We start from the raw sequence: 12508 nt of genomic DNA, 5'->3' as shown, positions 1-12508 counted from the left end.
TCAGCCGTCGCCGCAGGGGTCAACTTCCTCCTACTGTCGTAGGAACAGCGAAGCGCACAGGAGCGCGTCGCACAAAATCGGAGGTTGCAGTGCACGCGCAGATCGTGTTGTTCGACGGATTCGATCCCATGGATGTCGTGGGTCCGTACGAGGTGCTCTACGCCGGGGGTCTCGCCAGCGGTGGGGCGTTGAGTGTCGAACTCGTCAGCGCGGAGGGGCCTCGGACCGTCCTGAGTGGAAGTGGTGAACTCGCTATGACCGCCACTGCAAACCTCGATGTCGAACACGCGGATCTGATCATCGTTCCCGGAGCATCGGGTCTCTTCGAACCCGATGCGGACCAGCCGGGCACCAGTTTGCCGGAAAGACTCGCGGCCACAACGGAAACCGAACTGCCTGTCATGATGCGGCGTGCACTCGACGATCCTGGTGTTCTTGTTGCGACCGTCTGTGGAGGATCTTTGGCGCTGGCGATGGCGGGGCTTCTCGAAGGGCGCCGCGCCGTGACACACCATCTTGCCGTGGACGCACTGGCGGCCGGCGGCGTTATTCCGATCCAGGCGCGAATCGTCGACGACGGTGACCTGATCACCGCCGGCGGTGTGACATCCGGTCTCGACCTTGGCCTGTACCTGTTGGAACGATGCCTCGGGCCCCGGATAAGTCTCGAGGTCGAAGCGCTCTTCGACTACGAGCGTCGTGGAACGGTGTGGTCGGCCAAGGGCGCCGAGCCTGTAATCACCTTCGCCCCGGACGCTGCGTGAATACGCTTGTGCGTACCGAAACGCGAGAAATCCCATGACCGGAATCCTGCTGTCCCTCCACGTGATTGCGGCCATTCTTGCCATCGGCCCCGTCGCTGTGGCGGCGAGTATGTTCCCGGTGGCGAGCCGCGCCGCGCTCGCCGATCCGGACAGCGCCAGTGTTGCGACGACGGGCATGCTGCATCGCATCGTTCGGGTGTATGCCACGATCGGCGTTGTCGTTCCGATGCTCGGTGTCGCCACCGCCGTCAATCTCGGAGTGCTCGGTGACCTGTGGATCCTCACCTCGATCGCACTCACCGTCGTTGCCGCCGTGATACTCACCGCGGTCGTGCTTCCCGCCCAACGGCTGACAATGGCGGCGATCGAAGGAACCGGGTCCGTTGTGGATGTCGCAACGCGGCTCACCCGTCGACTGGGCACAGCGACGGGGATCTTCAATCTGCTCTGGGTCGTTGTCGTCGTGCTGATGATCTTTCGGCCAGGATCGACAACCGGCGTGTGATCCGAGGCGATATTTCCCGTGTCGGAGACAGCGACGCTTGACCTTGACACAGTGACAAGGACTCCAATGGTCGACGAAGGAGGTGGTTGTCGTGAACACAACCAACCATGGTGGGCAGAATGCTCACCTCGTCGACGCATTGGCCGCGGCTGATCCCTCGGTTCGGCTGCGCGCCGCGCTCGCTGTCGGCACGCGCCCGGACCCTGAGCTGACGGATGCCCTGATCGATCGGTGCGCCGTCGAGCCGGACTTCTTCGTCCGCGACATGCTGACCTGGGCATTGTGCCGCTTGCCGGCCGAAATTACGGTGCCGAGGCTGATCCGTGAGCTTGGGTCCGATGGTTCGCAAGCCCGCAGTCAGGCGCTCCACACCTTGTCCAAGATCGGCGATCCGATCGCGTGGCCCGAGGTCTCTGCGCTGGTGCACGACCAGGACGACGAGGTCGCGCGCAGTGCGTGGCGCGCCGCAGTGGCACTCGTGCCGGCAGGAGTCGAGGGTGCATTCGCAGCGGATCTGGCGACCGAACTCGGGCGGGGTGAACTGCAGATGCAGCTCAGTCTGAGCCGTGCTCTGACCGGGCTCGGCGAGGCTGTACTCCCGGTGCTCGACGCGGCCGGAATGAGCCCGAATCCGCGTGTCCGGGCGCATGCTGATGCTACAAAGCAACTCTGGCACGACCCCGACGGTGGGTTCGCACTCTCACACGAGTTGGCGAAGCGCGTCGCGGCAATCGGCCCGGACGCGTAGGAAGGGGAGACGGATGTTGATCGGCGAGGTCTCGCGGCGTTGTGGTGTCAGCACACGGATGCTGCGTCACTACGACACCTTGGGACTGGTGAAGCCGACGGGCCGCACGTCCGGCGGTTACCGGGAGTACTCCGCCGACGACATCCGTCGACTCTTCCACGTCGAGAGCTTGAGGACGTTGGGGCTCTCGTTGAACGAGGCCAAGCGTGCACTGGACGAACCCGACTTCGCGCCGGCCGATTTGGTGGGTGAACTCATGCAACACACTCGGCAACGGATCGCGGCGGAGGAGGAATTGCTGACCAAACTCGAAAGGGTCGACGCATCCGCCCCTTCGGAGTGGGATGACGTCCTGCGCATGGTCTCGCTGTTGCGTGCACTCGAATCCGAGTTCGCTGCCCACCGTCAGCAAGCGATCCTGTCGCAGGATGCGAATGCGGCATTGCCCGTCGACGCACTCGTCGAGGCCATCCTGTCGGAGAAGGATGCCAACGTGGCCGGAGCGTTGCAGTGGGCGTTGGCGAGGACCGAAGGTGCGGGCCTTGCAGGTCTCACAAAGGGGCTCGAATCGGAGGACGTCGAAGTTCGACGCCGCGCGACGTCGGCCATCTCCGGGATCCACACCGAGGAAGCAACTCGGGCGCTGAAGCGAGCTCTCGATGATTCGGACGCGATAGTCCGCGCTGATGCCGCTCTCACCCTCGGATCTCGCGGAGAGGCCGTCTCGATGCCCGCTCTCCTCGAGATGGTCGCCGACGGGCGACGCGACGTCGAGGCCGGAGAGGTGCTCGGTCTTCTCGCGGAGCACTCACCGACAAGCGGTGAGGTCGTCGATGCCGTGCAGGCAGGGCTCGACGGCACTGACGACGCCCCGACGAGGTTGCGAATCACGCAGGCACTCGCTGAGATTCCCGGCGCGGCGGCCCGGGAAGCGCTCGCCCGGCTGACACGCGACGACGACAAGACGGTCGCGTCCACGGCAGCCGCGATCCTCGAGATGCGGGACCGTGGACCACGCCGGCGCGAACGACCGCGTATCGGGAACTGAAATCGGAGAACTAGGGCACCTCTGACAAATGCGGGCCCGGGTGGTCAGCGCCGCAACGATTTTGCCGCGGCGTTGCCCTTCAACGCTGCACAGAGCAGGACAAGGAGCACCGCTAGAAACACGACTGTTGAGGCGACAGCCGACACCACAGATCCGAAACCTGTCACGACACCGATAGCGACCTGCATGCACAGTCCCACTACGGCTGTCCACACCGTCCGGCGTAGAAGGGGCCACGCAATCCGATGGGCCAATTGCCACGCCTCGGGGCTCGAGATCGTCGCCTTCGTGCGTATGCCGACAACGGGATTCGGTTCATCACCGACGACTCGCGGAAGAATCCCGGCAACGAACGCGAGGACAAGCGTCGACGACGACAGCGAGGCCGTCAGACCCAGTAAGTCAGGCGATCCCACCCGTCCAGCCCCCCTGTCGGCAGATTTGACACAGCGGACATTCCAGTCTGGGGTGCCGCTGGGACACATCCGACTGTATGCGAACGAATGTATGTACTGCTGATCGGGTGACGCACTTTCAGGCTTTGTCGGATGAGCAGTGGACTCGATCTCGGACTAGTTTTCAGACAAGCCCTAGTGTGGATTGCCTAGGCAAAAAAGGTTTCCCGCCGGATCCGCCAACACGTGCCGGATGATCCGCCCGAATCAAGTCGAGGTGAACCGTATTCCTTTGGCTGTGAGCCTGATCCATCTCAGGCAAAGCCTCGAAGCTGCTGCGCACCCGCTGCGCGGTGATCAACGGATATGGTCTCTCACGTGGTGGATCAACGGCGAATGAGTTTGCGACGCAGGTACCTGAGCCTCGGTCTTGGCGAACTGGCCGCCGCGGGAGTGTTTGCCGCCGTGGCTGTCAGCGTCGTGATGCCTCGGCTCGAAGGTCCGAAAGACTCCGCGGCGCTGTGGTCGGCGCTGGCCCCAATGCTCGTGGTTCTCGTGCAAGCGGGTGTCTATTGGCTGCTTGCCCGAGGCTGGGTCGAGCAGGCGCCGATGCCTGCCCGCCTCGCGGCGCTCTACCGTGTGTTTCGGGTCCTCGACATTGTCGTCTTGGCGGTCGGTCTCCTCGGCGTGCTCATTTGGCTACCAGATCATTTCGTCACTGCGGCGGCCATCATGGTGGTGTGGGCTTTCGGCGTCGTCGAATACGTCAATTACTTCGTGGCCCGTCTCGCTTATCCGCTGCGGCGGTGGCCGTTCGAGGTCGGCAAGTGGCGGACGCCTCAACATGTGCGCGACCTGCATTCGGCGCGGTGATACCGGCAATTAAGCCGGCCTTTGCCGCAACGGCAAAATTTGATGCGGGATCGGCGTGAGTTCGGAAGGATCGGTACTGCCTATCCAGGAATGAAGCCTCTTCGTCGTTCTTCACCGAGGAAGGAGATCCACCATGGCAACGTCGCGTCGGAGCCGCCGTGATGTCCCACCGCCCCGGACAGGGATTAGCGAGACCGATACGCTGCGCGCGTTTCTCGACTACCTGCGTGATTCGATCGCTGCCGAGGTTGAAGGTGCTCCGGAACCTCAGGTGCGCACCACAATTGTTCGGTCGGGAACAACCTTGCTCGGGCTGGTCAATCATTTGACCTTTGTCGAACGATCGATGTTTCTCGCCGAAAACGTGACGGATTGGAAAGCGACGTTTCAGCGAAGAGACCGGGCGCCATGCCGGGCACGCTGACATCCTCCGCGAACTTATCGACGGTTCGACCGGTCGGTGACATCGCAACATCGATCACAACAGTGGTTCGAAGTCGTCCGTCTCGCCGACAGCTTCCGCGCTTCATTGAGGCGAATGTCCACTACCGAAATCGGGGCCCACAGGTATCGGGTCGGTCGCTCCGTCGGGAGTTGTTACTTCCCAGTGCAGTTCGGATGCAGTCGGGGGAACGAGCGCGCCGATCCACTCGGCACCGACACCGACGATAACTTTCTCGAGTTCCGTGCGTGACCACTCTCGCGGACGAGTGGGAACCGGTGGCTCCCAGCCTTCCTCACCCCAGATCACGCTGAAAAGCTCCCGCTCGTCGCCGATCTGCTGATTCAAACTGAACGCATCCGGATCGTCGAATCGCGCCCAGACGCCGAAAGTGCCCTCGCCGTCCTGGTCCACGGAGACGTCGATGACAATGCCTTCGGCATGTGCTGTCGCCGCGGCGCGCATCGCCGCCAGCCGGCTTTCGACTACCGACGATGTGGTGTCGAGGACGGACCTCAGCGAGTCACGGTATTCGGTAGCTTCCACGGACTCAGAATATAGAACTCGTGGCTTCGAGCATGGTGGTATCGGGTCTTGGCCGAAATGTGGAGCGATGACGAGACCTGGGGGACTCGCAGTGCATCTTCGTGTCAAAGGATAACCATTCGCCTGCAAGCATTTTCGGAAATCGATAGGGTTTGGCTTGTATTGATGTGGGGAGACTCGCAGCGTTGAGTGCGGAATCTGCGCACGACGGTTTCGCTCCTCGAGATCAGAGCGGTGAAGGTGGCATATGTCCGTTATCTTTTAAGCGGTGGTCCCATCTCCGGCCGCCACGCACTTGCGAGTGCGGACTGCAAGTGGAAGGCGGCCCTCGTGCAACAGGTATCGAGCCGAGTCTTGTGACGGCCCTGCGAGTGGTCATCGCCGACGACGACGTGCTCCTACGGGAGGGGGTGGCCAGCCTGCTCACTCGGGCAGGCCTGGAAATCGTCGGACAGGCAGGGGATGCGGACGAACTGCTGACACTGGTCGACGGGCAAAATCCGCAACTGGCCATCATCGACATCCGGATGCCACCGTCACACACTTCGGAAGGGCTCGACGCAGCGCTGCGTATAAGAAGAGAGTTCCCCTCCGTTGCAATGCTTTTACTGTCAGCACATGTCGAGGTCGATCATGCGTTGGAGCTTCTCGACGGAGGGAAGGGGATCGGGTACCTCCTCAAGAGTCGAGTGACCGACGTAGACGATTTCGTCGCGACGCTCGACAGGATCGCAGCCGGCGCCTCGGTCATCGATCCCGCTCTGGTCTACGAATTGGTGGCGGCCAGGCGACGTGACGACCCGTTGGCGGCACTTAGCGTCCGCGAGCGAGAAGTGCTGACGCTGATGGCAGAAGGCCTGTCGAACGTGGGGATAGGGCGTCGGCTGTGGATCACCGAGGGCACCGTCGAAAAGCACGTGCGGAGCATCCTCACCAAGCTCGATCTGGAGAGTACCGCCGACGACCATCGCCGCGTGCGCGCAGTCATCATGTATCTCGATGCCGTCAGCTGACGGGTGTCTGCGTTTGAATCGGCACACTCATCCTTGCGAAAGAATCCGCGCAATCGAGTCTGCGGACAGTTCGAACTTCGAGAGGAATCCGATGGCTGAACTCGATTCGACAAGATCGGCGAAGTCTTCTTCGTCGTGTGTCGACACAAGGATGATGGCCGGCGTCGGCGCCAAACCGGCGGCGTGGAGAATCTCCACCACGTCGAATCCGCTTTCGAAACCGAGGTCGATGTCCACCAGGACCAGGTCGGGGTGGGTAGCTTCGGCCACTGTGATGGCCGTGCCGAGGCTGGATGCGGTTCCGACAACCGTCATACCCGCGGCCTCGAGCACTCGTCGTGCAGCGGTGCAGAATGCATCGCTGTCGTCGACGATGAGGCAGCTCCGGTCGGAAGACTTCACCCTGTCAAGGCTGTCAGACGTCGGCGCACCCGGCATTACCGCTACCCGTAATTTCTCGGGGAACCCGGGCGTCCGATGACTTCGTCAGTTCCGTTGCGCGGCCGTCTCGTCACGTCCGTGCTGCGTCCGAGCGCTCCTCCCCTCGGTTGGGGCATCGCCCTGGCTACGGGATTGATTGTCGTGGAGATTCTTCTCGTTCTGATGTTGAAGCGGATTGCACCCGAGAATGCGTTCGGCGCGGTTTTTCTTTTCGGTGTCCTCGTCGTTTCGGCAGGCTGGGGATTTCGGCTGTCAATTGCGACGGCGGTTGCCAGCACTGCCGCGTACGCCTACATCCACGTCGTCGAAAGCCGTGAAAGCCTTGTACCGGCAGTGGTGGTTTTTCTCGTCCTGGCCTTGCTGACCAACGTTCTCGTCGGTCAGTCACGTCTTCGCGCCATGGAATCGGATCAGCGTCGTCGTGAGGCGGATCTGTTGGCTGCGCTGGCTCGGACGATGCTTCGGACGTCGAATGTAGTGGAGATGCTTGACGACGCGAGCGTGCGATTGTCCGCCGTGCTCGACCTGCCCGCGCCGTATGCGAAGTTAGGGCCCGCGGATGCCCCGGTGGGGCGCGGGCAGAGGCGGATCGTTCTACGGGATGGAGCCTGTGTCGCGGGTTCGCTACTTGTACCGGCAGAGTTGACCCAGGCCGATGCTCGCCGCGTTCAACGAATCGTACCGTCGCTCGAGGCCCTGCTTGCCGCTGTGCGAGATCGCGGGGTACTTCTCGAACAGACTCTCGCGTTGGCGCGTCAGCAGGCTTCACTGCGACGCGTAGCGACACTTGTTGCCTCGAGAGCCGAACCCGACGATGTCCATCATGCTGTCGCCGCGGAGTTGGCCGACGGACTGGACATCGAACACGTGTCGGTCGTGCGTTACGACGACGACGACTACTTCACAATTCTCGCTGCGCGGGACGATACTACAACCGGAGAACGATTGATCCCGGGTGAACGCTTCCCTGTCGGTGGATACAACGTCTGCACGATCGTCGAGACTTCGGGTGCGCCGATTGCCATCGACTTCACCACTGCGACAGGGGCGATCGCGGGGAGGCTGCGCGGACGCGGGTTGCGTACGGGAATCGGGGTACCGATCAACGTCGACGGTCGGACGTGGGGAGCTGTAATCATCGGCGGTACGGGACGTGTTCTCGCGAGTGACGTCGAGGACCGGTTGACCGACTTCGCAGACCTGCTCGCAACCGCGGTCTACAACGGTGAAACCAGGCGCGAGCTCACACGGTCCAGGGCGCGCGTCGTGGCTGCAGCCGACAAAGCCCGCCGAACCATCGAACGTGACCTGCACGACGGGGCGCAACAGCGGATCGTCACTCTCGGGATGGAGTTACGCGGCGCTCAGGCCGCAGTTCCCGACGGATTCGATGAGCTGCGAATCAGCTTGGCCCGCACCGTTGAGACACTGGCTCAAGTCAATACCGATCTTCGTGAACTCTCGCGAGGGATTCACCCGGCGATCCTGTCCCGCGGGGGTCTCGCGCCGGCGCTGAAGACTTTGGCTCGCCGCAGTCCGATCCCGGTCGCGCTCACAGCCGAGATCGTCACTCGACTAACCGATTCTGTGGAAGTCGCGGCGTACTACGTTGTCGCTGAAGCGCTCACCAACACCGCGAAATATGCCGACGCGTCCGTGGTTACGATCGCGGCCGTCTCGCAAGAGGGTCGTCTGGACCTCACCATCAGTGACGATGGCAAGGGGGGAGCAGACGCCGAAAGCGGTTCGGGTCTGATCGGGCTGCAGGACCGCGTTGCCGCGGTTGGAGGAACTCTGACGATCTCGAGCCCGGTCGGTGGTGGCACCACCATCACCGTTCGCATCGATCCCTCTACCAGTTAGCCGGTAGTGGGTTCCCCGGGTAGCGCTCCCCCACAATGGAAGCCAGCAGCGACGACATCGCTCCTGAAGTGGACGAATGTTCTTGTTACCCAACGAGAACCTTTCGCCCAGGAGGACATCATGCCGTACATCACCACTTCCGACGGAACCGAGATCTACTACACCGAACAGGGCGCCGGGAGGCCTGTGCTGCTCAGCCACGGTTGGCCCCTCTCCTCGGACGCCTGGCAGTTGGAACTCAAGGTGCTCGCCGACGCCGGTTACCGTGCCATCGCACACGACCGTCGCGGCCACGGCCGGTCCTCGAAGACCTATCAGGGCAACGACATGGATACCTATGCCCGTGATCTGGCTGAACTCGTCGAAGCGCTCGACCTCCACGATCTGACGCTCGTCGGTCACTCGACCGGAGGCGGCGAGGTCGTTCGGTACGCAGCGCAACACGGCGCAGGGCGTGTTGCCAAGGTGATCACCGCCGGCGCCGTTCCGCCGATCATGGTGAAGTCGGAGAACAACCCGGAGGGCACACCGATCGAAGCGTTCGACGACATCCGGTCCGGAGTTCTCACCGACCGTTCGCAGTTCTATCGCGACATCGCCGAGCCGTTCTTCGGCGCAAATCGCGAGGGGTCGAACGTGTCCCAGGGGGCGAAGGACGATTTCTGGCGCCAGGGAATGCTGGTCAATCTGGCAGCTGCCTACGACTGTGTCAAGGCGTTCTCGGAGACGGACTTCAGCGAGGACTTGAAGGCGTTGACCGTTCCCGTCTTCATTGCGCAGGGTGACGACGACCAGATCGTTCCCATTGGCGCAGCCGCCCTCAAGGCAATCGAATTGGTCAATGACGGCACATTGAAGATCTACAAGGGTGCGCCGCACGGAATCTACGGCGACTACCAGAAGGCTTTGGACGCAGACATTCTCGACTTCATCGCCAAGTAAGCCATTCAGCCCAGGCCGGTGGTGACCGTATGGTCACCACCGGCCTTTACGCGACAGAGTCCCGCCCTCGTCCGGAGACGGGACTCGGGTGTCAGCGAACTCGGCAGCGCGTCAGACTGCTTCCTTTGTCGCCTGCGCTGCGAGGGTGAGCGCGATGTCGACGATCATGTCCTCCTGACCACCCACCAGACGGCGGCGTCCAGCTTCGAGCAGCAGTGTGCGAACGTCGATTCCGTAGCGCTCCGACGCAGCTTCGGCGTGGCGCAGGAAGCTCGAGTACACGCCGGCGTAGCCGAGAGTGAGGGTTTCGCGATCGACGCGGACCGGCCGGTCCTGCAGCGGTCGGACGATGTCGTCGGCGGCATCCTGCAGGGCGAACAGGTCGCAGCCGTGCTCCCACTCCTCGATGTTGGCGACGGCGATGAAGGCCTCGAGGGGGCAGTTGCCGGCACCGGCGCCGTGACCGGCAAGCGAAGCATCGACGCGGGTGACGCCGTTCTGCACTGCAACAACGGAATTGGCAACCGAGAGCGAGAGATTCTCATGGGCGTGGATACCGATTTCGGTGCCCTCGTCGAGGATGTCGCGGTATGCACGAACACGATCCGCGACGTCGTTCATCACCAGACGTCCACCCGAGTCGGTGACGTAGACGCAGTGCGCGCCATACGATTCCATCAACTTGGCCTGCTTGGCCAGTTCCTCGGCAGGCGCCATGTGGCTCATCATCAGGAAGCCCGAGACGTCCATGCCGATCTCGCGGGCGGTTTCGATGTGCTGCGCGGAGACGTCGGCCTCGGTGCAGTGCGTGGCAACGCGAACCGAGCGCACACCGAGGTCGTAGGCATGCTTGAGTTCACTGATCGTGCCGACACCCGGAAGTAGCAGCGTGGTGAGACGAGCGTGCTCGAGTACCTCGGCCGCTGCTTCGATCCATTCCCAGTCGGTGTTCGAGCCGGGGCCGTAGTTGAGCGAGCCGCCGGCGAGGCCGTCACCGTGTGCTACTTCGATCGCGTCGACGCCGGCAGCGTCGAGAGCTGTGACGATCCGCTTGACGTCGGTGGGCGAAATGCGGTGGCGGACAGCGTGCATGCCGTCACGAAGGGTGACGTCCTGGACGAAGATCTTGCGGTTGCTCACTTGGTTGCTTCCTTCTGCTGGGCGATGCGCTCCGCGATCTGCATTCCGGCGGACGTCATGATGTCGAGATTGCCGGCGTACGCAGGCAGGTAGTGTGCCGCGCCCTCGACCTCGAGGAACACCGACACCTGGTGGGTGGGGCGATTGCCGTCGACGAGCAACGTCTCGACGGGCTGGTCGGCCGGGATCTCGGTGATCTGGACTTCCTGCTTGAGCCGGTAGCCGGGGACATACGCGGACACGTCGCCGACCATCTTCTCGATCGACTGACGGATCTCGTCGTGAACAGCCGGGTCCGGTGCGTCGACGAGGCAGAAGACCGTGTCGCGCATGATGAGCGGCGGCTCAGCGGGGTTGAGGATGATGATGGCCTTGCCGCGACGAGCGCCGCCGACTGCCACGATCGCCTCGGACGTGGTCTCGGTGAACTCGTCGATGTTGGCGCGCGTTCCGGGACCGGCCGACTTGGAGGCGATGGATGCGACGATCTCCGCGTACGCCACCGGGACGACCCGAGAAACAGCGGCAACCATCGGGATGGTGGCCTGGCCGCCACACGTCACCATGTTGACGTTGGGTGCGTCCAAGTGCTCGTCCGCGTTGACAGCCGGTACGACGTACGGTCCAATCGCGGCAGGCGTCAGGTCGATCATGCGCTTGCCGAGGGGAGCTAGCCGCGCGTTGTTGGCCACGTGAGCCTTTGCCGAGGTGGCGTCGAAGACGATCTCGATCTCGTCGAAGTTCGGCAGACCGACAAGGCCTTCGACGCCTTCTGCCGTGATCGGCACGTTCAGACGCGCCGCGCGAGCGAGGCCGTCGGACGCGGGGTCGATACCGACCATCGCGCCCATCTCCAGGTAGTCGGAGTTGCGCAGCACCTTGATCATCAGATCCGTGCCGATGTTGCCCGATCCGATGATCGCGACCTTGACCTTGCTCATGCGTTGTCCTCTTCGCTGGAGAAACTGGTGGTGACGGAACCGAGCCCGGAGACGGTCACGGTGACTACGTTGCCTGCGGTGACCGGTGCCATGGGGCCGAGAGCGCCGGACAGGATCACCTGCCCTGCGGTCAGCGGCTGCCCCAACTCACGTGCAGTGCGGGCGAGCCAGACGACGGCTTCGATCGGATCGCCCAGGCAGGCGGTTCCGACGCCGGTGGACACCTCGGTGCCGTCGACGGACATCGACATGACGACGCCGGCGGGTTCCACCTCGTCGAGGGTGCGTCGTTCGGTTCCCAGGACGTACACGCCCGAGGACGCATTGTCGGCGACGGTGTCACCGAACTTGATGTCCCACGACTCGATGCGGCTGTCGCAGATCTCGATCGCGGCGACGGCGTAGTCGATCGCACCGCGCACCTGCGCACTGTCCAGCGGTCCGTCCACGAGGTCGGCACCGAGCACGAAGGCAACTTCCGCTTCGACCTTGGGCTGGATCAAACGGCTCATGGGGATGGCGCCGCCGGCGGGGAACTCCATGTCGGCGTACAGCACGCCGAGGTCGGGCTGGTCGACACCGAGCTGCTGCTGGACTGCCACCGAGGTCAGGCCGATCTTGCGGCCTACGACCACGGCCCCCGCCTGCCGACGGATTTCGTCGACGCGGCGCTGGACGGCATAGGCGGCGACGAGGTCGTCGGCGCCGATCAGATCGCGCACGGGCGCGCAGGGAGTGCCGCTCGCGATGGCGGCTGCGAGGCGGTCCGCAGCAGCTGCGATGTCGGTCTCGCTAGCTGTACTGGTATTCGTGGGCTGGCTCATGGCCACTACTTTCGCCGCGGCAC

General features: G+C 63.2%; 15 protein-coding genes and 1 pseudogene. 10 read left to right on the top strand and 6 right to left on the bottom strand.

Annotated elements, in window-relative coordinates; genetic code table 11:
• Positions 1-89: 89 nt before the first annotated feature.
• The 4 genes from ATN38_RS11145 to ATN38_RS11130 all read left to right on the top strand — a co-directional run bounded on the left by ATN38_RS11145 (position 90) and on the right by ATN38_RS11130 (position 3065).
• The gene (locus ATN38_RS11145; protein ID WP_136471039.1) at positions 90-764 is read left to right on the top strand and encodes a DJ-1/PfpI family protein; all 675 of its coding nucleotides are present in this window, start codon (positions 90-92) and stop codon (positions 762-764) included.
• Positions 765-798: 34 nt separating this feature from the next.
• Complete coding sequence (locus tag ATN38_RS11140) at positions 799-1269, top strand: DUF2269 family protein (protein ID WP_003943264.1); 471 nt, start codon at positions 799-801, stop codon at positions 1267-1269.
• 82 nt (positions 1270-1351) lie between these two features.
• Positions 1352-2017, top strand: a complete 666-nt coding sequence (locus tag ATN38_RS11135) for a HEAT repeat domain-containing protein (RefSeq protein WP_192712704.1) — start codon at positions 1352-1354, stop codon at positions 2015-2017.
• A 13-nt stretch (positions 2018-2030) separates the two neighbouring features.
• Entirely contained in the window at positions 2031-3065 is a 1035-nt protein-coding gene (locus ATN38_RS11130) for a HEAT repeat domain-containing protein (protein ID WP_218747980.1), read from the top strand.
• A gap of 44 nt (positions 3066-3109) precedes the next feature.
• Here ATN38_RS11130 and ATN38_RS11125 read toward each other — a convergent pair whose 3' ends face one another.
• The gene (locus tag ATN38_RS11125; protein ID WP_047272349.1) at positions 3110-3481 is read right to left on the bottom strand and encodes an SdpI family protein; all 372 of its coding nucleotides are present in this window, start codon (positions 3479-3481) and stop codon (positions 3110-3112) included.
• Between the two features lie 375 nt (positions 3482-3856).
• On the opposite strand from ATN38_RS11125, the gene ATN38_RS11120 reads away from it, so the two are divergent.
• From ATN38_RS11120 to ATN38_RS33370, 3 genes and pseudogenes are all read left to right on the top strand, one after another.
• Positions 3857-4333 (top strand): hypothetical protein, encoded by a 477-nt coding sequence (locus ATN38_RS11120; protein ID WP_083745013.1) that lies wholly within the window; start codon positions 3857-3859, stop codon positions 4331-4333.
• A 133-nt stretch (positions 4334-4466) separates the two neighbouring features.
• Positions 4467-4625: pseudogene (locus tag ATN38_RS33375) on the top strand (mini-circle protein); the annotation flags it as partial.
• A 79-nt stretch (positions 4626-4704) separates the two neighbouring features.
• Entirely contained in the window at positions 4705-4797 is a 93-nt protein-coding gene (locus ATN38_RS33370) for a DUF664 domain-containing protein (protein ID WP_370852753.1), read from the top strand.
• 62 nt (positions 4798-4859) lie between these two features.
• Here the strand turns inward: ATN38_RS33370 and ATN38_RS11110 are convergent, their stop codons facing one another.
• A complete protein-coding gene (locus tag ATN38_RS11110; protein WP_050654953.1) occupies positions 4860-5321 on the bottom strand; it encodes a DUF6389 family protein in 462 nt (153 codons plus the stop codon).
• Between the two features lie 356 nt (positions 5322-5677).
• Between ATN38_RS11110 and ATN38_RS11105 the strand changes: the two genes are divergently transcribed.
• Complete coding sequence (locus tag ATN38_RS11105) at positions 5678-6334, top strand: response regulator transcription factor (RefSeq protein WP_030537435.1); 657 nt, start codon at positions 5678-5680, stop codon at positions 6332-6334.
• Between the two features lie 27 nt (positions 6335-6361).
• Here ATN38_RS11105 and ATN38_RS11100 read toward each other — a convergent pair whose 3' ends face one another.
• Complete coding sequence (locus ATN38_RS11100) at positions 6362-6736, bottom strand: response regulator transcription factor (RefSeq protein ID WP_030537434.1); 375 nt, start codon at positions 6734-6736, stop codon at positions 6362-6364.
• Positions 6737-6811: 75 nt separating this feature from the next.
• On the opposite strand from ATN38_RS11100, the gene ATN38_RS11095 reads away from it, so the two are divergent.
• Complete coding sequence (locus ATN38_RS11095) at positions 6812-8638, top strand: ATP-binding protein (RefSeq protein WP_030537433.1); 1827 nt, start codon at positions 6812-6814, stop codon at positions 8636-8638.
• A gap of 120 nt (positions 8639-8758) precedes the next feature.
• Positions 8759-9580, top strand: coding sequence for an alpha/beta fold hydrolase (locus tag ATN38_RS11090; RefSeq protein WP_030537432.1), 822 nt, complete (start codon positions 8759-8761; stop codon positions 9578-9580).
• Positions 9581-9691: 111 nt separating this feature from the next.
• On the opposite strand, the gene dmpG is transcribed toward ATN38_RS11090, so the two are convergent.
• From dmpG to ATN38_RS11075, 3 genes are read right to left on the bottom strand one after another with little or no spacing between them, the layout of a single operon-like run.
• Positions 9692-10720 (bottom strand): 4-hydroxy-2-oxovalerate aldolase, encoded by a 1029-nt coding sequence (gene dmpG / locus ATN38_RS11085; protein ID WP_020909650.1) that lies wholly within the window; start codon positions 10718-10720, stop codon positions 9692-9694.
• Positions 10717-11661: an acetaldehyde dehydrogenase (acetylating) gene (locus ATN38_RS11080; protein WP_003943168.1), complete on the bottom strand. Its 945-nt coding sequence runs from the start codon at positions 11659-11661 to the stop codon at positions 10717-10719. The genes dmpG and ATN38_RS11080 overlap by 4 nt, the downstream gene beginning before the upstream one ends.
• Positions 11658-12485, bottom strand: coding sequence for a 2-keto-4-pentenoate hydratase (locus tag ATN38_RS11075; protein WP_007735684.1), 828 nt, complete (start codon positions 12483-12485; stop codon positions 11658-11660). Before ATN38_RS11075 ends, ATN38_RS11080 begins: the two co-directional genes overlap by 4 nt.
• Between the last annotated feature and the right edge of the window lie 23 nt (positions 12486-12508).

It is taken from the genome of Rhodococcus sp. FH8 (genome assembly GCF_019266085.1).
In the GTDB taxonomy this organism is placed as follows: Bacteria; Actinomycetota; Actinomycetes; order Mycobacteriales; family Mycobacteriaceae; genus Rhodococcus_F; species Rhodococcus_F qingshengii.
This window is presented reverse-complemented; position numbering and strand designations above follow the sequence as displayed.